Genomic DNA, 23,248 nt, shown 5'->3' with positions numbered 1-23,248 from the left:
AATAGTACATAGTCCATGCCAATCAACCTAAGTTTGACTGACATTGTCCCGAACTTTCATTAACAGTCTTCGTAATTCCGATATTTCTTCACTTGTCATTCCCTTGCTTATACGATGAGTAATGTTTCGATTGATCGGAATGACATCTTTTCCGAAATCTCGCCCTTTTTCCGTTAAATAAACCTCAACGGAACGTCGATCACTTGGACATATCTGTCTGTAAATATACCCCTTTTTTTCTAGAGCAGCAATCATCCGAGCAACACCAGCTTTATCCTTATTCAATTTTGCTGAAATCTCATTTTGTGAAATTCCTTCTCTTCTCCAGAGAAGCGCCATAATTAAATTTTGCTCAGAGGTTAATAGAAAAGGGGCTAACTGGTTATTTACATAGTTGGTAATTGCCAAATCAATAGAATGAATGAAGATCCCAATGTTATCTAATGGTTCGTATTTCATATGTATCTCCTAATTGGTTGATATATCAACTGTTTATAAACCGATTTTACTAGATGCCTAGATTTGTGTCAAAAAATGAATTTCACTATCTAAGAATTCTAAGCAAAAAACCTTACACCGAATATGGTGTTGAGTCTATTCATAAAATGGAAAAGCCCAATGGATTATACCCAAGGGGCTTATTGATAATAAAAAATAAAAATACTACTTTACGAAATTAGTTTCAACGAAACAGTATTCCTTGTACCTTTTCCGCTTCATCTAATAACTCTCTAATCACTTCCTCTGCAGTCTGTTCTGCTTTCAATAATCGCGTTGCTTGCCCAGCCCAAAGCGACATATAGTCTGTTTGGTTGGTTTCAGCTGCACGTTTTCGAATGTCTCCTGTTAAGGTATTTTGGGAAGGAAAAGGTAGAGGCCCGATCTGGCTTGAATCCATCTGCTCTATAAAGCGATTTCGAATCCCTCTTGCTGGTCGTCCTGAGAAGCTTTTGGTTATCACGGTGCTCTCTTCGGTACTAGCAAGTAACGCCTTTTGATAAGCAGGATGTGCTCCAGATTCTTTTGTTGTAAGAAAACGCGTCCCCAACTGTATCCCACTCGCTCCTAGAGCAAATGCTGCAACCATTCCTCTTCCGTCCATAATTCCCCCAGCAGCTACAACAGGAACTTTTACCGCATCCACCATTTGGGGTACTAATGAAAAGGTTCCGATATTGGCACCCATCGGTTGCTCCGACACATTAAATGTGCTTCGATGTCCTCCAGCATCACTTCCTTGTGCCACGATCACATCTACACCAGCTTCTTCTGCTTGAAGCCCCTCTTCTACAGTAGTAACCATGGATATAATTTTGCGCCCTGCTTCCTTTGCTATTCGCATATAAGTTGTGGGAAGTAGCCCGAAAGCAGTACTAATGATTGGGACTTGCTCCTCTATGCAGATTGCAAACTGCTCTTCTACAAAATCCAGGGAAGTAGGTATTTTATTTGGTACTGGAATTCCCAATTGCTCCCTAATTGGATTGAGTACACTCTGTACTTCCTTTACTGCTCCCCAATCATCTTGCATCGAAGTACAAAATAAATTAACTGCAAATGGAAGATTGGTACTTTCCTTAATTGCTCGTATTGCTTGTCTCATTGCATCTGGAGTGAGATAACCTGCTCCCAATGTTCCCAAAGCACCCGCATTGGAGACTTGTGATACCAATTGCACAGTGGTCGGTCCCCCTGCCATTCCAGCCTGAATAATTGGATACTGTATGTTCAAAATATTACCCAGTTTATTCAACGTTCTTCTCTCCCTTTCTAAGGAAAAAGCCCTTATCCATTGGTAAGGACAAGAGCCAGTTCAAATATTTAATTCCACACAGCAATTAGGAACCAGATAATAATCCCCGATACAACCAAAAACTTGACAACTAAACCACCCAAAAAGCCAATCAAAGTCGTTAGGGCGATTTTGCCTGCTGTTTTGAAAGGTTTTTTCTGTAACAACTCCACGATGAGAACCGTGACCAATGGTCCAATGATAATTCCTAGTGGACCGAAGATCGGAATCACAGTAAACACAATCGCTCCAAGCAGAGCAGCCGAAAATGCCCAACGAGATCCACCATACTTACTCGCTGCAATCCCACCAGCAAAATATTCAATCGCCATGAGAATCAATGTTAAGAGTACAAGCAAGACCCATGACCAAACACCAAACTCTTGATCATCGATAAAGAAGTGATAGAGCGCAACCCCTGCCAGAACAAATGGCATATCTGGCAAAATCGGTGCTACAATCCCAATGTAAGCCAAGAAAAACAAGATACCAATACAAACCCAAATAAATGTGTCGGAGAACAGTTCCATAAAAATGCTCATCTCCCTTTTCTCTCTATGGTTGACTTAACATTTGATCTACTGCCATCAAGATCGCAATCTTCGCATGAGAATAAGTAAGCCCACCTTGTAGATAGACGATGAACGGTTCCCGCAAGGGACCATCAGCAGACAGTTCGATACTAGCACCTTGAACAAAGGTACCTGCTGCCATAATTACTTCATCTTCATATCCTGGCATAGCTGCTGGTTCAGGTGAAATGTGTGCATCAACTGGAGAGGCAGCTTGTATTCCACGGCAAAAAGCAATCAAGCGATCCGCAGTACCTAAAGAGACTTGTTGGATAATATCCGTACGAGGATCCGACCAACGTGGAGTTGTCACAAAACCGAGTCTCTCTAAAATAGCCGATGCAAAAATTGCCCCTTTGAGCGCTTGTCCCACTACATGTGGGGCGAGAAATAGCCCTTGGAAGTAGTCACGCAAATAACCATGAGTTGCCCCGCCTTCTACCCCAATACCTGGTGCAACCAAACGAGCAGCAGCTTTTTCCACCCATTGTTTTTTTCCTATTATGTAACCACCTGATTTGGCAATTCCCCCACCAGGATTCTTAATCAACGATCCAGCGACGAGATCCGCCCCTACTGCGGTAGGTTCCTGATTTTCCACAAACTCTCCATAACAGTTATCTACAAATACCACCAAATCAGAACGATATGATTTGATACGGCGAATCATCTCTTGGATCTCTTCGATCTGAAAGGACGGACGAGATGCATAACCACGCGAACGTTGGATACAGACCAGCTTCGTTTTGGGAGTTAGAAGTTGCTCGAATAAATTCCAATTCACTTGATTATCCTGAGTAAGCTCTGCTTCTCGATACGAAATTCCCAAATCTGCTAGCGACCCTGTCCCATCCCCTGGTGAACCGATCACCTTGAGTAAAGTATCATAGGGTTTTCCAGTCAAGTAAACAAACTCATCACCTGGACGGAGAACCCCATACAAGCACGCAGCGATCGCATGTGTCCCCGCAACAATATTGGGACGAACGAGTGCCATTTCTGCATCAAAGAGATCCGCATAAATTTTCTCCAAAGTATCGCGGCCTATATCATCATATCCATAACCTGTTGAAGACTGTAAATGATATTCACTTACTCCCTGTTTGCGAAAGGATTCTAGCATACGGAACTGATGTTCATCGATCTGCTTTTCTACCTGCTGAAAGATAGGTCGTAACTCTTTTTCTACTTCATGTGTTAATTTTTGGAGTTTCGTTCCATGTTGTAACGAAGCAAACATACATCCACCAGTTTCTACTATATTCTTTGTATTTTTTCTTGCAATACTTTGGGCAAACGTTCAAAATGTCGCCCAGACATCCGGAATCGAACTCGTAACTGATCCTCTTGCGACTCCATCTCCAATGTCTCTCCATAACGGAGAATCTGTGCTAACGTTGCTCCATCTTCTGATGGTAACACTGCTTCTCCGATGATCTCTTCTTTTAGAAGGAGCTTCTCTATCATGGATTTGACTCGGTCTAAGTCCTCTTCCACTAAAGCAGAAATACGTACGGAAGGGTCTGGTGCTATGAAAGAATCTTCTCCATTCCAAAGGTCTTTTTTGTTTAACACCATCAGAGTTGGAATCTCACCTGCATCCAACTCTCGGAGGACATCTTCCACTGCAGCGATCTGTTCAGGCGCTTCTTCCGAACTCATATCTACCACATGTAATAGAAGGTCTGCCTCTTTGACTTGTTCAAGTGTAGAGCGAAAAGCAGCGACCAATTGGTGAGGAAGATTACGAATAAAACCAACGGTGTCCGTAATTACAACAGTTTCTCCACTTGGTAGGTCTAGTGCCCGAGAAGTAGGATCCAAGGTCGCAAATAGTTTGTTTTCTGCCAATACCTCTGCACCAGTCAACTGATTAAACAACGTTGATTTTCCAGCATTGGTATACCCAACCAAAGCAACTTGGAGTGTCTCCGCCTTTTTCCGTCGTTTTTGATGAAGCTCCCGATGTTTCCGTACTTTTTCCAATTCCTCTTGCAGAGCTTGAATCTGCCGGCGAATATGTCGACGATCTGTCTCTAGTTTCTTTTCCCCTGGTCCACGTGTTCCAATCCCACCACCCAGTCGAGATAATTCTTTGCCTCGTCCTGTTAATCGTGGTAGCATGTATTGTAACTGGGCTAGCTCTACTTGGAGTGTTCCCTCTTTCGTAAACGCTCGACGTGCAAAAATATCTAGTATTAATTGAGTACGGTCGATCACCTTACATGGAAGCACTTGTTCTAAATTTTTGATCTGTGCCGGTGAAAGCTCCCGATCAAAAATAACCAAGTCCACCTCATAATCTTCCACTAACTGCGCTACTTCCTCCGCTTTCCCTTTTCCGATCATCCACGCAGCATCAGGGCGCTCTCGATACTGGAGAACTGTCTCGACCACTTCTGCTTGAGCAGTATCGGCTAAACGTTTACACTCTTCCAAAGAAGAATGAATCTCTATTTCATCTCGACGGGAACCGGTAGCGACAATAATCGCTTTTTCCCAGTCTACTTGTTCATACCCTTCGATAGTTCCTTCATCCCTTCTGGTTTTAGGAAAGCCATTCATTCCAGATTTGCTTCTCCGTCCCTTGATTATACCACATCATGGAATTGCTTTTCCCTGTGCTCTCCTCTAGTACGAAATCTTCTGCACGAAGAGTCATCAAATCCTCTCTGGTGACACTACGTTTAGCAAGTAGACGAACCGCCTGATGACGTACAGCTTGCTCCACCATATTACGTACATAACGAGCATTTCCAAATGAGACACAATCCGCCTCCATCGCTTGTTGTAAGTGATGACTAAGTCGTTCTTTTGCCGCAATCGAAAAACGGTACTCTCGTTCCCCTACCATCATATCTGCAATTTGGAGTAATTCTTGAATTTGAAAGTCTGGAAAATGGAGATGGATCGGAAATCTTGATGGTAACCCCGGATTAGCACGTAAAAAACGATTCATCTCTTCTTCATATCCTGCAAGAATCAAAACAAACTGATCTTTGTAATCCTCCATCGACTTCACCATCGTATCGATCGCCTCTTTACCAAAATCTTTCTCTCCGCCTCTTGCAAGAGAATAGGCTTCATCGAGGAAAAGTACTCCACCAAGCGCTCGCTTTATGTGTTCTCGTGTTTTTTGTGCCGTATGTCCAATATACTCTCCCACCAAATCGGCTCTCTCTACCTCTACTAAGTGACCTTTGGAGAGTACTCCCATCTCTTTCAGTAATTCTGCTAACAATCTTGCTACTGTTGTCTTTCCCGTCCCAGGGTTTCCTGTAAAAACCATATGCAACACTTGTTGTTCTGCCATAAGCCCAGCTTCTCTGCGTCGTTTGGCAATTTCCAACCAAGCATATATCTCATGAACAAATGTTTTGATAGACGAAAGTCCTATTAACCCCTCCAGCTTTTCCATACAACTACGAAGCGGCTGGTGAAATGCATCCACTAAAGCAGGGGTAGAACTCTCTATCTTCTTTGTCGGTTGCTTTTCAAAAACCACTTGGATTCGGTGTTTGGGCGGATTTTCCCACTCTGTTTTCTTCATTCCGCTTCCCCTCTCGCCTAGCATGCTTCTCCATGTATACGCAAATGCCTAGAGAAGGGTGCGAAATGAACAGAACTAGCTGTATAAAACCGATAAGTACAAAGCTTTTCTTAGACAAATTCTCTTTTCACCGTTCACATCTCGGATTCTTCAAGTAACAACCCACTTAGCCAACATGTCACTTGTACATATCCGCCGACGATCGGAGTTCCGGTTAACAAAGATGGAGCAATCACTACGTCAATCGTTCCACCTATTGTCTGAACTAACAGATGATAAAATGGCTCATCCGTCCAACTATTCAGAGACTCTGCTACTTCTAATACTCTTCCTGTGAATAATGCATGTGGACTAGGGTCTCCCCCCTCTTCGACAAAAAGTCCTATCGGAATAAATGCCTCACTAGCTAATTTTAGTTCCGCTGCCTGATTTTCTAGTATTTCATTCTCTGATGCAAAACAAGTACATTCTTCTGCAAACGCTGCTAGTTGGACTGTTGTTTCTCGAGGAGTATCGGGATATTGAATGGTAGGACCATACTCCGGAAGATCAAAACACAGTTTATAGAGCCCTTGTTGGTCCTCAGACCCTTCCTCTGGACAAGACCAAGCTACGATCTTGCGCTCTAATGAGATCTGAGGGTACTCCACTACATCATCTAGTTGAATGGACATATGACCTTTCCCTATAAAATGCGGATGACAGTCCAATACACCCTCTTGATCAAATGGTACAAACATCGCTGCTCCACTATTTTGTTTCCAAAAAGCATACTGACTGTATTCGTTCTCAACAGTAGTTCCATTTTTGAATACTGCTTGAATCAGTCTAGTCACATCTTCTTCCGTCTCAATCTGAAACCCTAGGCAAGAAAATCTGGACATTCAAAACACTCCTTTATTTAAATCTGCCAATAAATAAAAACTTTCTTTATAAAAAGATAATATCATTCTATGAACCAGTGTACCTATTCATAATGAAAAAGACTCTATCAACATATGAGTGATAGAGTCTGTCTTCCCTAGTTAGAATTTATTATTTAGTAGATCTAATTTTTGAATATGTCTTTCCATTCCATGTAATTGGTATCCTTCAACATGTGAATATTCCTTGAACTGCAACCATTTACCCTTGGAAAACTTACATAAATAGACCGTAAGAAGATCTGTATCACCATTGTAACTAATGGCACGGATCGCAAATTGGTTATTTGTTAATATGACCTCAAATTTACCATCTAAGTTGATTAAATCGTCATATATAGAAAAGGACAGCTCATTTTTTGCGAACTCTGCTAACTCGTTGCGGATCGAATAATAATAATGTTGAGTATCTTTTGCTAGATTCGGTCTTTGCGTAATTGCGCTAAGATTTTGTACAAAGGAAGTTAGTTCTTCTATTGTAACACCTTGAACTTTTCCTTCTCTGAACCTGCCGCCTTTCCATCTTTCGCCATCGTTAGGAAGAGATACCAAAATCTTCTTTTGAGAAATTTGATCGTTAGGGGTGAAGAAAAGTTGACCTCGCCACATTCCACCATATCGATAATTCTCAACGGTAATGCAAATTCTATTTTCCAATTGCAGTGTCACTCGATCATCTGAAACCTCTACCAACCACTGTGGAAATGCTTTTTTTACTTTTTCTAATATCATTGTTTAATGCCCCTTTCGCCCATACAGGCAAATGTAGGCACTGTTCGATTCCTGACTAGGAAAGCTTATCGAACAGATACCCCCTAGAAATCAGAAAGTTGTTTTGAACTCTAGGGGGTATCTGTTCTACTGTTATAATATATCAATCTCTATCAATGAAACAGTTAAGATTTTGTTTCCGTTTTACTAACATTAGTTGAATTAGCGTATCACTGTTATCCTTTTCTCTTTATCAAGAAGCTACCATCATATTTTTCTTCTAACCAATCAGAATCTTCTCTTCAGCATATCTGATCTTGCTTTTTTCTTTTACATGGATCATAAAGGCAAAAGCCATCGTAAGAGGGCCAAGTCGCCCGATAAACATTAGGATCGTGATCAATAATTTCCCCGGCGAGGACAAATCAGCTGTTATTCCAGTAGATAAACCTACCGTTCCAAATGCAGAAACTGTTTCAAACAGTAGCACGGACATCTCCTTTTGTTCGACAAAAGTGAGTAAAAAGAAAATCGTAAAAATGAAGATGACAGAAATAACTACAAGGGAAAATGCCTTATTCACTAGTTCCCAAGGTATTCTCCGTTTAAAAATATTCACTTCACTTTTATTGGTAAGAACTGACCATAAAGCCAGCAAAATAATCGTCAACGTAGTTACCTTAATACCTCCACCTGTAGATCCAGACGAAGCTCCAATAAACATCAGTGCCATCATGAGTACATGAGAGGAGAGGGTCATCTGTCCAATATCAATCGTATTAAACCCTGCTGTACGAGTTACAACTCCTTGAAAGTACGAAGCCCAAAACTTATCTGCTAATCCCTCATTCCCTATCGTTGCAGGGTTATGAAATTCAGAAACAAAAATAAACAGAGTTCCTACGATATTTAAAATCAAGGTAATAAGTAACGCGATCTTGGAATGAAGAGATAATTTGCGAAAAGATCTCTTTTCCCATACATCCAAAATAACCGTAAATCCAATTCCACCTATGATGAATAATAACGTGATCGCGATATTTACAGTTGGATCCCCTACCCATTTGCTTAAGCTGTCGGGTTCTAGTCCAAATCCAGCATTATTAAAAGCTGAAATGGAATGAAAAATCCCATAATATATTGCTTTTCCCCAAGGCATTTCATATGACCAACGAATCGCTAAGGTGATCGCCCCTAGAAGTTCTACAATCAAGGTGATACTGATAATCCGAAGTACAAGTTTTACGATCCCTCGCAGAGAAAACTGATTTAATGAGTTTTGCAATATCAATCGTTCTTTTAATCCGATCTTCTTCCCTAAAATAATGAACATAAATACACCTGTGGTCATAAAACCCCATCCACCCATTTGGATTAACAATAGGAGGACAATCTGACCAAATAAAGTAAACGTTGTTCCTGTATCCACTACTGCCAAGCCTGTTACACAAACCGCTGATGTCGCTTCAAACAAAGCATCCACAAAACTGAGTCCCCGTCCCTCTTCGACTGTTGCGATTGGCAACATCAACAGAGCAGTCCCGATAAAAATAAGTATGGCAAACCCACCTACAAGTATTTGAGCTGGATTGAACTCCATTACATTACGCTTTCTCTTTGAAATATCCACTAAACTCTCTCTCCTTAACGTCCCGAACAAAATCAATACTTCCATTTTCTGAGTACTATAGGGCTATCGTTCCCAAAAACAAAAAAGCCTACGTAGAAAATTTTCCCTTGAGGCTTAATTAGACATAATCAAATAAGCAATTCTTATCTATCATAATCGTCCACCTCTTTCCAAACGCTTGCGAGGTTAGCTGACGGATTCGGGCGTGAAAAGTCGCCCTACCTGTGAAGAAATGGTTTCTACACAGGATTCACCCCATAGTTTTGTGGTTCCCCCGCTTCCAGACAACTGGAATTCAGCGATCAACATTTTCAATTTATGGATGAAATAATACTCCTGCACTGAAAAATTGTAAAGAGAGTAATTGTAGTTTCTCGTATGAACATCCAACAATAAAAAACTCTATAACAAGTATGTTATAGAGTCTTTTTCCAGTATGAACTTATAGTGCTTTTAACCTGTTAATATGGCGAACAATGTCTTTGTATGTTTGATTGCGATGCTCTCTAATTGGATGTAACTCAAAATTATGAAAATAACAAGGAGATATTCTTAGTTTATCTTCTTGCTGTATATTTTCCACAATGATGATCAGTCCAGTGTTATCCGTGACACGAATCCCCATTTGAAGACGCCCAAATGGATCGATTCTAAAAAATAGAGGTACGCCGAAGTTATAGTACAGATCTTGTTGTATTATCTCGTAGAACATTTCATAATAAATTTCCGGCACTTCTATTCTGCGTAGTTTGTGTATTGTGTCAATTAGTATCTGTTCCTTAGCTGAAAATTCACCATTGAGAAGTTGTACAGTAGGAATAAAATATAGTTGTACTTTATACGGTTGATTTCGAGGTTTAAAGTAGATTTTTGCCCTAATCTCTCGCGATTGATTCTCATGAGTATCCCATAGTTCTAAGTAAATATCGTTTTCAAAATACAATTCTAACGGTACAGAAATAAGGTTTTCTACCACTGACCCAACAAAACGTTTTTTTACTGATTCAATTGACATTGTCAGCCCTATTTTCTCCCTTTTGGGGATTGTAGGTACTGTTCGGTTACATAATACTAGAAAAGGTTGCCGAACAGATACCCCCTAGAAGCTAAAACATCTTTTTAACCTCTAGGAGTGACCTGTTCGGCAATAACTATTATACAATTTTTAAAAAGACAAAGAAGTAATTATTTTTTGTCATTACCTTATCAATGTTAATCTTCGATCAAGAATTCGTGTACCAAATCTCAAACGTGTATAATAGGAACAGCAATATTGGTAAGTTATTGAAAGGATGAATCGAAAACAATGATGGAAGACATGAACGGAGTTATCTTGATAGGGCATAAAGAGGTATTTACATTAGATCTCATACGCAAATGGACCCATCCTGAACAAACCGATTACTTTGACTTAAAAGCTTTGAATCAGATTACGGTCTACTTTGGGGATGGACAATTCTACTACTTAGAATCTCCTAACTTTGTGGAAGAATTTGATCCTGGAGAGCTAGATGTAATCGGCATACCTGTGGAAGAAATGAATTTTATCTTGCTGAATTATGACACTTACTCCAGACTCAAAAAAGTATTATTAGCGAACGAGGGTATGATTCCCGAAGGGATCTGGTTGGATAATGATCGGGGATTGTTAAAACCAATTGGCGATTTTATCACAAAGTGGAAAGAGAACCCTAAGTGGAAGTGGTAGATGGATATTAGCGAATTACTATATAAAAACATAAAAAAACTCGCCAAAATGGATGAGTTTTTTTATGTTTTGTCAGAATCACTTTCTCTAATTAAAGAGGGATAACTATAAATATAATTTTAAGTAGCAATATTTTTAGAGAATAATATTCGGTCTTGTCCTAAGCCAGCATAATTAGTTCTTAATGATACAGAAAAACCCATAGATTTATGGAATGAAATAGAACCTTCGTTAACTGGAGAAGTTATACACCGAACAGTATTACAACCTAATTTGCGAACCTTAGTAAAAAATAATTCATACAGTCCTCTAGCTAAACCGTTCTTTCTAAGTTTGGGATTAACACCCACGAAATGTATGTAGGCTTCATTGGGATGTGTTTGTGAAACAAATCCAATTAGAAACGCGCATAAATCATCATTGTCTTCCACTATGAAACTCGTTGATTGGAAATGCTCGAAAAACAGCCTTGGCAACAAATGTGTCATCTGTCGCCCTCCCCACCAATCATTCAAAACATCCATTACGCTACCATAATCTTCTTCTAAAAGGATCCGAGTTCTCAAAATATAACCCCTTCCTAAAATTTTGTTATAAATACAATAACATAGAAACTATTATCAATTGAAACTGGTTAGATGTTGTAGAGTTCATCCATTGACCTATCGAAAAAAATCCCACGTTAATCCATAAAAGAAATGGATATTCTGAAATTAGAAGCACATAAACTCTTCTATACCAAAATAAAACCCGTACCATCCTTGGCACGGGTTCTTTTCTATTAATAATATGGTGAAATTAAAATATATACCAATACTCCCGTAAGACTCACATATAGCCAAATCGGCATGGTCCAACGGGCGATTTTCTTATGCTTCTCTCGCTGATTGGTAAGTCCAAAAACCGTTGTCCAGAGGGCGATCAGTACGGTTGGAACAGACAATACGATATGGGTAATGAGAATAAAATAATAAAAATATTTGAGAGGTCCCTCTCCACCATAGGAAGTAGAAGGTGCGTTCAAGTGATAAAAAACATACGTGATTAAGAATAGTGTAGTCGTAGTAAACGCAGCAAAAATAAAGTTGCGATGAACGGTAAAGTTACGTTTTTTCACAAAATATAGTGCTGATAGCAAAAATATAAATGTAAAACTATTAAAGATTGCGTTCATCATTGGTAGCACGGTTAGATCAAGATGACTAAACGTATCCAATTTAGGAGTGACAAAGATCGCCACGATAATTGCATTGATTACAATGGTCAGCGTCACAACAAGCCCAGTATAGTTTTTGTTTGTTGTAGGTTGATCCGAATTTTGCATAGTAGCTGTTCCTCCTTTTCAAACTGTTCCCGATTGCAAACAATTATATGTTAACACTTTCACAATCTTATCATCATCATAAGTTTGACAAAAAAAAGAACCCCTTCGTTCCCAAAGAGGCCCTTCTCGTTTTCGACCTTATACTTGCTCTTTGACCTCTTCTTGAGGCATCAGGGAGACCGGGCGGCCAGGGGTAAAAGTTGAAATAGCATGCTTGTAAACCATTTGTTGCTTGCCTTCACTATCAATTACAATCGTAAAATTATCAAATCCGCGAATTACTCCACGTAGCTGAAAGCCATTTACTAGGAAAATCGTTACGGGAATTGACTCTTTGCGGATCTGGTTAAGGAATGTATCTTGAATATTAATTGTCTGCTTCAAGATCCGTACCCTCCTATGTATTTTTCCATCTTTGATATCTATTCTCTGTACTGCGAGAACTTTCCTGCCATCCACTTGGGAATTTCGGTAAAAACATTTGGGTTCGTTACATCAAACCATTGAATATCTGGCATTCGTCTAAACCAAGACAATTGACGTTTCGCATAATTGCGTGTCCCTTTTTTGATCCGTTCGATTGCTGCCTCAAGCGAAAGCTCACCTTCTAAGTATTGGTATATCTCCTTATACCCAATTGCTTGGATTGAAGTCAAAGGTAAATGGTAGCCAGCCTCTCGCAGCCCCTTTACTTCTTCAAGCAAGCCCTCTTCGATCATCAAATCTACCCGTTTATTGATTCGTTCATATAGTTGATCTCGTGGCATCGTCAGTCCGATCCAGAGAGCATCATAGCGACTTTCCCCTTTTTTGGTCAGTTCCGAAAAAGGGATGCCTGTCTTTTCTGTTACTTCCATCGCACGAATAATCCGTTTGGTATCATTGGGATGAATTCGTACAGCGGAGGCAGGATCGACCCGGTGTAGTTCTTGATGGAGTGCCACTGCACCATGATCTACTGCAAATTGCCACCATTTTTGGCGATAGGCAGGATCTTCGGTCACGTTTGGCATCTGATATTCATAAACCAAAGCCTCTACATAAAGCCCTGTACCACCAGCAACAATTGGCAGATGTCCGCGTGAGGCAATTTGATCGATCTCATGTCTTGCTAACTTTTGAAACAATTGCACCGAGAAAGGTTCGCTTGGATCGAGGATGTCAATGAGATGATGCGGCACTGTGGAACGCTCTTCTGGAGTTGCCTTAGCAGTCCCAATATCCATTCCTCGATAAACTTGCATCGAGTCACCAGAAATAATCTCGCCTTTGAACTGCTCAGCGATTGTTAGACTCAGCGCTGTTTTTCCTACCGCAGTGGGTCCAACAATCAATACAACAGGTTGTTTTGCCATCCTCATTCCTCCCTTCGCCAAATTCCCCATGAAAAATGGGAAGATTCTTTGATAATCTCCAACCCTAATCGGGCAAACTCTCCGCTTCTCGGGCGTTCTTTGACAAGGACTGCTCGCCGAGCTACTCGTTGAGCTTCTGTAAACGATTTCTCATCAATCGGTGTTGGATTGGCAAGTGGCTTTAGTGCCTGCATCGCAGCGGATTCTCGCACTGTATCACGAAACATCGGATCAAATAAGACAATATCAACTGACTGATCTGAAAAGGTAGGTAGCTGTTCCTGATAAGAAGCGTGACGCACTTCGATTCTTCTCATCGCTTGAACGAGACGAGTGCGGTCAGACTCATATGTCCGTAGTCCTTGTTCTACCAACGTTGCAATCAAAGCCTGACTCTCTAAAGCAATCACCTTCCCAGATTCTCCTACTACATACGAGGCGACAATGGCATCTGCTCCCATCCCAAGTGTACAATCTAGCACGGTATCTCCAACACGTAATCCTGCTGCTTCTACCATCGCATCGGATTGCCCCTGTCCAAGATGTTTGATTCGCAAAGCGGACATATTGGGATGAAAAAAGAATTCGTGTCCGTTTTGATGTTCATATCGCCATCCATTTCGGGCGATGATGAGTGCTTCCGGACCATATTGTTGGTATAACTCCTGCATACCAGCCCGATTTCGCTTTATATAGGGTGCACGAAACTTCTGTGCGATCCGTTTTGCTTCCAAAATTAGCTCAGGAGTATATTTAATAGAAGTTGTTACAAACATGCTACATCACTCGCTTAAACATCTTTTCCAGATCATAACTGGAGAAATGAACATAAATTGGGCGACCGTGCGGACAAGTAAATGGATTCTCGCACTCATTCATCTGATCCAAGAGTGCGATCATCTCCTCGATCCGTAGATGACGGTTTGCCTTTATCGCAGCTTTACAAGCCATCATCTTAGCAGAGGCATCTCTGAGCTTAGCTGTCTCAACTTTGCCATGCTCCTGTAACCAATCCAAGATCTCATAAAAAAGGGCCTCTTCCTCTCCTTGCGGAAACCAGCTCGGAACTGCCCGGATCAGATACGTGTTCCCTCCAAATGGATCGATCTCGATTCCCCAGCCTTGTAGAATAGACAGATAAGAATCAATGATCTGCGACTCACTCGGAGAGCATTCTAACGTAATTGGCAGAAGTAGGGGTTGTTGTGGTTGATTCTCCTCCCCCAGCCTTTGAAAAAACTTTTCATAGTAGATACGTTCATGAGCTGCATGCTGATCTAATAAATAAAAGCCATCTTCTCCTTGCGCAACGATATAAGTCCCGTGGACTTGTGCCAATGGTTGTAATCGGGGAAGCCGATCTCGCTTCTCCCCTACAGAAGTATCCTCGATCTCCAAGGAGGGTACATACGTTTCTTTTGGTTCCTTAGAGTCGGGAAATTTATCCTCTGTGAATGTTTCTTTTTCATGAGATTCTTCGTTTGATTGCTGCTCTCTATGCTCTTGTCTGAAAGAAATCTCTTTCCTTTCTTTCGCTGATTCGGCACTCTCCAAGATATCATTGTGTTCAATATTGTCTACTTCCAGAACTGGCTTCGTAAATATCCTCGTTTCCGTTTGAGGTGGCTGTTTTTCTACCGGTTGAGTTAGTACTGTTTCTGGAGTTTCATTTCCTTCTTCTTTTAATCGAACATTAGACAGCTTATCAGTCTGCTTCACAAACTTGTCTAAGCTATTTGATTCCGCAAAAGGAATTAAGTTGGGTTTAGACTGCTCTTTTCCTAGATTTGCGATCCCTATCGTCTCTTCTGGGTAAGACTTTTTCCTTTCATTGAGAAGTTCGTGCTTGGGGTTGCTTGTTTTTATATCATTAAATTGTTTGGAAGCTGAGGAAAAAGAGAAACTACCTTGTATAGTCGATTCTTTCTTTTTGGACACAGTTGGAGAGGATGGTATAAGACGTTGCTCCCCCAATGCTTTTCCGATTGCAATCTGAACTAATTGACAAAGTTCTTTTTCTTTACTCAGTCGAACTTCCAACTTTGCGGGATGTACATTAACATCACAGAGCTTGGGATCCATTGTCACTTGTAATATGACAACAGGATAGCGACCGATTGGAAGTAACGTTCCATATGCTTGTAAAATAGTCTGATGCACAGGTAAACTTCGAACATAGCGCCCATTGAGCAAAAAAGTAAGATACGACCGATTGGATCTCGTCACTTCTGGTTTTGCTATATATCCTGAAACCCGAAAATCGGCATCCTCAGCTTGAATGGAGGTCATACGAGAAGCCACTTGTTTACCATAAAGAGCTAGGATGGTATGAAGAAGTTTTCCATCCCCTAGTGAATGAAACAGCTCTCTTCCTTCATGACGTAAAGTAAAAGAGATATCTGGGTGTGCTAGAGCCATTCTGCCTATATAATCTGCTACATGACTAATCTCGGTGTTAACGGTCTTGAGGTATTTCAGTCGAGCGGGAGTATTGTAAAAAAGATCACGAACGATCACTTCCGTCCCCCGAGGATGAGAAACTTGACTAACCTTTTTAGGACCTCCTCCTTCGATTTGAACCTTTGTCGCTGGCTTTGTGGGATCTGTTGCTGAGGTTAGTTCCACGCGTGCGATGGAAGCGATACTCGGTAAAGCTTCTCCTCGGAAACCAAGTGTCCGAATCTGAAAAAGATCTCGCTCCTTTAACAGTTTACTGGTCGCATGGCGTTCAAAGGCGAGTGGTACATCTTCAGACTCCATTCCTGATCCATTATCGACAATCCGGATTTTTGCAATTCCCCCATCTTCTAACTCGACTAAGAGTTCAGAGGCACCTGCATCGATTGCGTTTTCCACCAGTTCCTTTACAACCGAAGCAGGACGTTCCACTACTTCCCCTGCTGCGATCTGGTTGGCTAGATGTTCGCTTAACACTTGGATTTTCCCCATCTGCGTACTCTCCTCCTTTCTGATCTTTCTAGATGCTATTTTCATTTAAAACTAAAATAATTCGAGAATCTTGATCAGAATGTTTATATTTTACTTTATCGCTTCCTAGATCAAGATTCTCGTCACACTCCATTTTTTTGTAGGTGTTCTATTCTGTTAACTTACGTTTTAGTTCTTGTAACCATTGAAGTGTCTCCATGGGAGATCGATTCAAAAGATCCCAGCTTCGTAGTTCTTCTAGTACTTCTTCCTCTATCGGATCACGTGCTAACTCGGATCCGTTCTCCCGAACTACTCCTGATTCACTTTCTAGAAAATCAAAAATGCTCATTTGCTGAAGTTCTACCTTCCGAGAATTACCAGTATTATCTGGGATTCCCGACTCTAACTCCGTCAAGATCACCTTAGCACGTTTTATGACAGGTTCGGGTAATCCTGCTAACTCTGCTACATGAATTCCATAGCTACGATCAGCTCCGCCAGGTACGATCTTGTGTAAAAAGACCACTTTCCCATCTTGCTCTTCGCACTTAGCGTGAACATTTACTACTCTAGATAGCTCCTCTTCTAAATGAATAAGCTCATGATAATGCGTTGAAAAGAGCGTTTTTGCTCTTACTTGATGATGTAAATACTCGACAATCGCATGAGCTAATGCCATCCCATCATAAGTAGAAGTGCCACGTCCTACCTCATCCAATAGAACGAGACTACGGTTGGTAGCCTCTTTCAACGCATGACAGGTCTCTGACATCTCCACCATAAAAGTAGAGCGTCCTCCTGCCAAATCATCGGCTGCTCCGATTCGCGTAAAGATCCGATCAATAAGTGGTACTTGCGCACGCTTAGCTGGAACAAAGCATCCAATTTGCGCCAAAATCACCGTTAGTGCTACTTGTCGCATATAGGTACTTTTCCCTGCCATATTTGGTCCTGTTACAACCAAAATCTGTCGGTCCGAACCATCCATCTGCACATCATTGGCTATAAAAGCATGAGTAGATGCTGCTTCTACTACAGGATGTCTACCTTCTTCAATCCACAACTGCTCTCCACCATGTACAAAAGGGCGTACATAACGATATATATTGGAGATAACAGCAAAAGCATGTAGTACATCCAATTCTGCAATCCACTCACTAAGTCGCTGTAATCTCGGAACATGCTTGGCAATTTCATCACGTAAGGAAACAAATAATTCATACTCTAGCACTGTTGATTTCTCTGAGGCATGGAGAATCAATTGTTCCTTCTCTTTTAATTCGCTTGTAATAAATCGCTCTGCATTGGCAAGTGTTTGCTTGCGAACATATCTACCATCTGGTAAATGTTTTAAATTAGACTTCGTTACTTCTATATAATAGCCAAATACTCGATTGTACCCGATTTTGAGCGACTTGATCCCTGTTGCATCCCGCTCTTGTTGCTCCAATGAAGCAATCCACGTTTTCCCATTCTTTTGGATCTCTCGCAGTTCATCAAGTGGAGCGTGATATCCAGCACGCAAAATTCCGCCCTCTTTTACACTGAGTGGAGGTTCTTCTACGATCGCTTCTAAAATTCCTTCGGCTAGGTCACTACAAATATCTAACTGTGCTAGAGGCGCTTGAATCTCTGGTGTTTGAAATGAAGAGAGTACTTCTAGCACTCGAGGAATCTGTTGGAGTGATCGCCCAAGCGAAAGTAAATCCCGAGCGTGTGCTGTACCATACGCAACTCGTGCTGCTAGTCTCTCCAAATCATAAACTTTGCGAAGTGCTTCTTGCAGTCCCGACAATCCTAAGAGATCAGTCCGAAAACCTTCCACAATCTCTTGTCTGCGCTCGATTTCCTCTCGATCCAAAAGGGGCTTGTCCAACCACTTTTTGAGGAGACGACTTCCCATTGCCGTAGCGGTCTTATCCAATAGTCCCAAAAGAGAACCACGCTTTTTTCCTTCTGATAACGTAGTAGTTAATTCCAAGTTGCGCCGAGCTGATTCATCTAACATCATATACCGTTTGGCATCATAAGAGCGCAATCGATGCAAATGTCCCAGAGATCTTTTCTGCGTCTCTTGGAGATAAGCTAATAGTAACTCCAGAGAACGCTGAATAGCTGGCTCACAACACGTCTCTTCAAAACCTACTAGCTGGCTTACGCCTAATTGATATGCTCTTTTCCGTAGCTCCTCTGATAAGGAAAAAGGACTAATAAAAATTCCGCCACGTTGGCGAAAATGCGCCAACCATTCTTGTTCTTCTTGTTCAACCACAATCTCCTTTGGTTGATAGCTAAGTGCCTCATCCAAGAAAAAAAGCGGAGAGTCTGTTTGCGTTACGTGACATTCTCCTGTAGATAAATCGACAGCAGATAATGCATACATTCCTTCTGATTCAACTAGCGCTAACAAAAAACGGTTTTCTTCTTCTTGCAACATGCTTTCTTCCATGACGGTACCAGGAGTAATGACCCTTACAATCTCTCGTTTCACTACTCCTTTTGCCGTTGCAGGATCTTCTACCTGCTCACAAATTGCTACTTTATAGCCTTTTTCTATTAATCTCTCTATGTATACTTGTGCCGAATGGTAGGGAACACCACACATCGGAATACGTTCTTCCCCACCTGCTTCTCTACCTGTCAGTGTGATCTCTAGTTCTTCTGCTGCTTTTTGGGCATCTTGAAAAAACATCTCATAAAAATCACCTAGACGAAAAAATAAAAAGGCATCAGGAACTTGTGCCTTTATCCGTAAATATTGCTCCATCATTGGAGTATACTTGGCCAATTCTGTTCATGCCTCCGGTTATGCTTAGTTTGAATCTATTTATTCTAGCATGTTTTGGGAAACTACTACAAGAATCTACGAGAACACTTGAGAAAGGAATACAAATTTAATACAAATCTTTAGTTCAATTACATTTGTTCGAGCTTCTACATCCCATGATAGCAACTCTTTCACACATAAATGACAGTACACTGCTTTGTCATTTTTATAAGTTAAAGAACATTTCGATTCCCATTCAAATCAGGTATAATACAGAAAACATCCTCTCTGGTCTGCTGTAGTTAAGATGAACTAACCATAGCAGACCAGAGAGGATGCTATTACCTCTTTGGTACAAAACATTACTGGGAGGTAATAGAAATGATGTTACAAGAATGGACTCAGGCTTGTGACCCAAAAAAACTTATTGAACTTTCAGTACCAAGCTCTCTTTCCGATGGTTTAGTTCCCTTTTTACAGACGGCTCTAGACTTAATCGCTGCAGAAAAATTTATGACTCTTCAAGAAACGTTAAATAACCAGTACAAGATTAAACAAACATCCTATATTCTTGCTTTCAATATTTTTGGTTTCCAAGATGTAGATGACAGTTGGCTTTTTTTTAAACCAGATCGTGAACCTATTGCATATCCAGATTACATCCACTTATTCCATACTAGCAAATCAAACCAATTTTATATGCATGATCATCTGTTTAAGAAAAGTCTATCTCCATTTAGCTTAAATGAACTTTTATTTGAACACTACTACGCATACCATCAGGTACTACTTTACCAACAGGAGTTCCAACAAAAAATGGACTCCCTAATCAACTGGAAGCAATCCATTCATAACAAAACGAAAAGCAGTTTGTTGGAAGAAGTTAATTTTATTAATGGAATTCTGTTCCCCCTAGCAAATATGATGGAAGCGCATACAAAGCAATGGAGTCTTTTTAGTAGAATCCCTAGAAATAGTCGAGGTTTTTACATTCCTTTTAAATTTATTGCTATTCCAGAAACTGTACCCAAAAAATATACCAATCGATCCAACTTACTTCAAACTTCTTATCTAACTTATGAAGCTATCATCCATCAACAAACAGCCGCTTATTTATCGACACATTTGAAAGTGGCGCAGACGGAACCAAATAACATCATGATACTGACGAACGAAACGGCTGGCACTCCTTATACCCTTGATAAAGTACAAAAGATCAGTCAAATTCTTGAGAGTCAGCAAAAGAAACTATCCATTTTACAAGAGGAGCTAATCGACCTAGGACTTCGATAAACCAATAAAATATCCATTTTCTTTTGTAGCATCAAACAGTGTACTTTCCTAGGGAAAGTACACTGTTCTTATTTTGATTCATTAAATTTGTCATGACCACTTTTGTTCTTAATCTAGAATACTTGTACTTTATTTTTGATAAGGGCCAATTCTCCATACCTTTCGGAAATCTGAAGATTCATCCCACTTTCTCCCCGATTCGATATATTCAAAAAAGGGCTCTAGATATTCTTTATAACTCTCATAGGAGGCTAGGCCTAATAAATCTTTTCGCAGAGCTTCCAAATAAGGACGAAGTGTTTCTTTGTCTCCCTTATAATAAGCTTTGACAAGTTCAAAATCTTGAAAAGGTTGGTATTGTAGGTTTGGATATTCCATTGCGATTAACTTAACCAGAGCAAATACTCCTTTGGTAAGGGTAGGTGATACTAGCCAACTTGGAGGGGTACGATACTCAAATCCTCCATGATTTGGTAAGCGATAATCACCGAGATATCCGTATTTAGGTCTCCGTTTGATTCCTCTGGGATCCTCCACTAAGGTAAGTGGCAAAGTAAGATAATTATCCAGAGCTCGAAGTAACGCAAAATTGAGATCCACTCCGTTCAGATGAATGTGGCCCCCAATCGGAAATCCCTTTAATGGTAATGCCCCTGCAACCCATTTGCATGATATCCCTTGTATTTTATTTGATGCTTGTTGTAAACAACGATAGAGATTACGTAATAGCCCTCGTGGTTCTATTGCTGGATCCGGTCGAAGCTCTACTAAAGGTTTATCAGTACGATTCTGTCCAATCCAAATAGCATCACAACCTACTTTCCCCTGAATGGAGAAATATTTAGAGGCGAGAATGAGGTTCCCCGTAGGAGTAAGCATAACAAATTCCGGATCTGCCCCCAACTGGAAATCAGAAGCTAATGGTGGATGAGAAATTTGCTTTAAGTATGCTTGAATCGCCTTGTCATAAGCCTCAATCAACTCTTCTTGAATCAGAGGTTGTGGATTTAGGTTAAGAAATAAATATCTTCGACCTGTAGCAACTCCACAAACTACAACACCATAGTCTAGCCCTGCTGCATATAAGGAACGAATCGCTAAGGTTTGGATATGGTGCAACTCTCGATTTTTTTCTGTTAAGGAAACACGGCGATAGCGTTTCTTCTTGTTATTAGGCGAAGTAAGCCAAACCCCTTTTTCCATGGAACGAAAAACCGCAAACACTTGAGTCTGGAATACATAAAGGACATACTCTCGTAATATAGTCGTTTTGTTCTCCGCTACTGGTATGCCATGAGTGGTTAGGATCTCTTTTCGTTTGGCAGGATCCCGAACCATTCCCACGGCACTAGCGTTATTTAACGTATAGATGGAGGTAGATGGAGGAGTCTCTTCTATCTCCGAACGAATTTGGATGGAGGGAACTATTCGTCGTCCTTGTGGAAAAAGAGTATCCCGCCACCCTGCATCGGTTGGAGCGAGGATTACTGGAAGGGTAACGGTAGACATAACTTTCCCCTTTCTCCCTTGATACCGGCTTTTCATCTCTGCAGTATCATATGTAACGAGAAAGGAATCGGTACTTCCGAGAAATAGAAAGACTGCCTATCTCTGAAAAGTTTAGGCAGTCTGATAGATGATCTCCATCTACCCATGGAATCATATGGTTCGTATATTATCGATAATTATTTTTCGATATATTCTTCTGGCGGATGCTCCTGATCTGGATCATGTTGTGGTTTATTCGCACAAGTACAAGAACTATACATTGGCATCATAAATCCATGATAATGACGATTCATAAAGAAACAAGGACAAATATTAGGTAAGTTACCTTTATTAGAAGCATGATTTTGTTGCGACTTGTACAATTTCAACATGAAATAATACAAACAAAACCCATACAACACTACTCCTACCAAAATGGACAAAAACAATATTACATTCATCATTATATCATCCTCTCACATTAAAATGAGAGGAGTAACTCCATGTTGGAGTCTACTCCCCGTTCGTTAGACCCTTCTTGGATCAAGCGAACGGGAAGCAGACTCGCATTGTTTATATTATCAAAATAAATGGATATACCCGTGGTGCTAGTTGAAAATCTGATCACGCCATTTAGTTCCTTCTCCGTGATCTTGGATTGCCCATAAAACAAGGAGAGAATGAGCAAATAGTATAGTGTCAATAGCAAGTTCAAATCCTATCAGAGAGTTTGGCTTTAGTTGATCAATACGAAATACATCACATAGGTTGGAAAAAAGAGTTTCAATCTGCTTCCTACGGAAGCGGATAAATTTAGTAAGTTCAACAGGATGAGGATTTTTACTGTTTGCGCGCTTCATTGCAAGAAGTTGAATACCTTTACGAGCTAACTTTTGTCCAACTTTTTCGCTTACATACCCTTTGTCACCTAAAACTATGCAATGAGGAGATTGATCCAATAGTTCTTCCAATACACTTAGATCATGAGTCGAGGCACGTGAGATAACATAGCCAACTATGAATCCTGTATTGGTAATGTGAAAAGAACCCTTAAAACCATAGTAATGTTCTTTCTTGGAAGCACAATAACCTCGATCTGCATACCCTCGAAGTCGTTTCACTCGAAACGACCGAGCAGAGTGACATAAGGGCAGTGGCAAACTATCTACGATAGTATAGGGAGCTTGGGCAAGGAAACGGCGTA

At 40.7% G+C, this 23,248-nt stretch carries 22 protein-coding genes and 1 riboswitch; of the genes, 2 read left to right on the top strand and 20 right to left on the bottom strand.

Going from position 1 to position 23,248, the window contains the following annotated elements; all coding sequences use genetic code 11:
- Positions 1-27 precede the first annotated feature (27 nt).
- The 10 genes from VJ09_RS00500 to VJ09_RS00455 all read right to left on the bottom strand — a co-directional run bounded on the left by VJ09_RS00500 (position 28) and on the right by VJ09_RS00455 (position 10,193).
- Positions 28-459 (bottom strand): MarR family winged helix-turn-helix transcriptional regulator, encoded by a 432-nt coding sequence (locus tag VJ09_RS00500; RefSeq protein WP_044639783.1) that lies wholly within the window; start codon positions 457-459, stop codon positions 28-30.
- A 223-nt stretch (positions 460-682) separates the two neighbouring features.
- Positions 683-1,753 (bottom strand): NAD(P)H-dependent flavin oxidoreductase, encoded by a 1,071-nt coding sequence (locus VJ09_RS00495; protein WP_044639782.1) that lies wholly within the window; start codon positions 1,751-1,753, stop codon positions 683-685.
- Between the two features lie 68 nt (positions 1,754-1,821).
- Positions 1,822-2,334, bottom strand: coding sequence for a DUF456 domain-containing protein (locus tag VJ09_RS00490; protein ID WP_082050331.1), 513 nt, complete (start codon positions 2,332-2,334; stop codon positions 1,822-1,824).
- A gap of 13 nt (positions 2,335-2,347) precedes the next feature.
- On the bottom strand, positions 2,348-3,604 hold the full coding sequence (locus VJ09_RS00485; protein WP_044639780.1) for a methionine gamma-lyase family protein: 1,257 nt from the start codon (positions 3,602-3,604) through the stop codon (positions 2,348-2,350).
- Between the two features lie 17 nt (positions 3,605-3,621).
- Complete coding sequence (gene hflX, locus VJ09_RS00480) at positions 3,622-4,929, bottom strand: GTPase HflX (RefSeq protein ID WP_082050330.1); 1,308 nt, start codon at positions 4,927-4,929, stop codon at positions 3,622-3,624.
- Positions 4,913-5,914, bottom strand: a complete 1,002-nt coding sequence (locus tag VJ09_RS00475; RefSeq protein ID WP_082050329.1) for an AAA family ATPase — start codon at positions 5,912-5,914, stop codon at positions 4,913-4,915. Before VJ09_RS00475 ends, hflX begins: the two co-directional genes overlap by 17 nt.
- A gap of 134 nt (positions 5,915-6,048) precedes the next feature.
- Positions 6,049-6,798 carry a hypothetical protein gene (locus tag VJ09_RS00470; protein WP_044639779.1) on the bottom strand — a complete coding sequence of 250 codons (750 nt, stop codon included), beginning with the start codon at positions 6,796-6,798 and terminating at the stop codon, positions 6,049-6,051.
- Positions 6,799-6,939: 141 nt separating this feature from the next.
- Entirely contained in the window at positions 6,940-7,569 is a 630-nt protein-coding gene (locus VJ09_RS00465) for a hypothetical protein (protein WP_044639778.1), read from the bottom strand.
- A gap of 259 nt (positions 7,570-7,828) precedes the next feature.
- On the bottom strand, positions 7,829-9,223 hold the full coding sequence (locus VJ09_RS00460; RefSeq protein WP_044639777.1) for a TrkH family potassium uptake protein: 1,395 nt from the start codon (positions 9,221-9,223) through the stop codon (positions 7,829-7,831).
- A gap of 114 nt (positions 9,224-9,337) precedes the next feature.
- A riboswitch (cyclic di-AMP (ydaO/yuaA leader) is annotated at positions 9,338-9,489 on the bottom strand.
- A 131-nt stretch (positions 9,490-9,620) separates the two neighbouring features.
- Complete coding sequence (locus tag VJ09_RS00455; RefSeq protein ID WP_044639776.1) at positions 9,621-10,193, bottom strand: hypothetical protein; 573 nt, start codon at positions 10,191-10,193, stop codon at positions 9,621-9,623.
- Between the two features lie 291 nt (positions 10,194-10,484).
- On the opposite strand from VJ09_RS00455, the gene VJ09_RS00450 reads away from it, so the two are divergent.
- Complete coding sequence (locus VJ09_RS00450; protein ID WP_044639775.1) at positions 10,485-10,886, top strand: hypothetical protein; 402 nt, start codon at positions 10,485-10,487, stop codon at positions 10,884-10,886.
- Positions 10,887-11,005: 119 nt separating this feature from the next.
- Here the strand turns inward: VJ09_RS00450 and VJ09_RS00445 are convergent, their stop codons facing one another.
- The 7 genes from VJ09_RS00445 to mutS form a co-directional block, all read right to left on the bottom strand.
- On the bottom strand, positions 11,006-11,452 hold the full coding sequence (locus VJ09_RS00445; protein ID WP_044639774.1) for a GNAT family N-acetyltransferase: 447 nt from the start codon (positions 11,450-11,452) through the stop codon (positions 11,006-11,008).
- Between the two features lie 215 nt (positions 11,453-11,667).
- Entirely contained in the window at positions 11,668-12,210 is a 543-nt protein-coding gene (locus VJ09_RS00440; RefSeq protein ID WP_044639773.1) for a DUF420 domain-containing protein, read from the bottom strand.
- Between the two features lie 138 nt (positions 12,211-12,348).
- Positions 12,349-12,594, bottom strand: coding sequence for an RNA chaperone Hfq (gene hfq / locus VJ09_RS00435; protein ID WP_044639772.1), 246 nt, complete (start codon positions 12,592-12,594; stop codon positions 12,349-12,351).
- Positions 12,595-12,632: 38 nt separating this feature from the next.
- A complete protein-coding gene (gene miaA, locus VJ09_RS00430; RefSeq protein ID WP_147635396.1) occupies positions 12,633-13,565 on the bottom strand; it encodes a tRNA (adenosine(37)-N6)-dimethylallyltransferase MiaA in 933 nt (310 codons plus the stop codon).
- A 2-nt stretch (positions 13,566-13,567) separates the two neighbouring features.
- Positions 13,568-14,341 (bottom strand): class I SAM-dependent methyltransferase, encoded by a 774-nt coding sequence (locus VJ09_RS00425; RefSeq protein ID WP_044639770.1) that lies wholly within the window; start codon positions 14,339-14,341, stop codon positions 13,568-13,570.
- 1 nt (position 14,342) lies between these two features.
- On the bottom strand, positions 14,343-16,514 hold the full coding sequence (gene mutL, locus VJ09_RS18660) for a DNA mismatch repair endonuclease MutL (RefSeq protein ID WP_044639769.1): 2,172 nt from the start codon (positions 16,512-16,514) through the stop codon (positions 14,343-14,345).
- A gap of 148 nt (positions 16,515-16,662) precedes the next feature.
- Positions 16,663-19,284: a DNA mismatch repair protein MutS gene (gene mutS, locus VJ09_RS00415; RefSeq protein ID WP_044639768.1), complete on the bottom strand. Its 2,622-nt coding sequence runs from the start codon at positions 19,282-19,284 to the stop codon at positions 16,663-16,665.
- A 360-nt stretch (positions 19,285-19,644) separates the two neighbouring features.
- Between mutS and VJ09_RS00410 the strand changes: the two genes are divergently transcribed.
- The gene (locus VJ09_RS00410; protein WP_044639767.1) at positions 19,645-20,556 is read left to right on the top strand and encodes a hypothetical protein; all 912 of its coding nucleotides are present in this window, start codon (positions 19,645-19,647) and stop codon (positions 20,554-20,556) included.
- Positions 20,557-20,685: 129 nt separating this feature from the next.
- Here VJ09_RS00410 and VJ09_RS00405 read toward each other — a convergent pair whose 3' ends face one another.
- The 3 genes from VJ09_RS00405 to VJ09_RS00395 all read right to left on the bottom strand — a co-directional run.
- Entirely contained in the window at positions 20,686-22,065 is a 1,380-nt protein-coding gene (locus VJ09_RS00405) for a putative amidoligase domain-containing protein (RefSeq protein WP_052807142.1), read from the bottom strand.
- Positions 22,066-22,241: 176 nt separating this feature from the next.
- Complete coding sequence (locus VJ09_RS00400) at positions 22,242-22,508, bottom strand: hypothetical protein (RefSeq protein WP_187118670.1); 267 nt, start codon at positions 22,506-22,508, stop codon at positions 22,242-22,244.
- 144 nt (positions 22,509-22,652) lie between these two features.
- Positions 22,653-23,248, bottom strand: a 596-nt coding sequence (locus VJ09_RS00395) for an IS982 family transposase (protein WP_044639765.1), incomplete at its 5' end; no start/stop codon positions are given.

The sequence above is a fragment of the Risungbinella massiliensis genome, from assembly GCF_000942395.1.
GTDB lineage: Bacteria > Bacillota > Bacilli > Thermoactinomycetales > Thermoactinomycetaceae > Risungbinella > Risungbinella massiliensis.
This window is presented reverse-complemented; position numbering and strand designations above follow the sequence as displayed.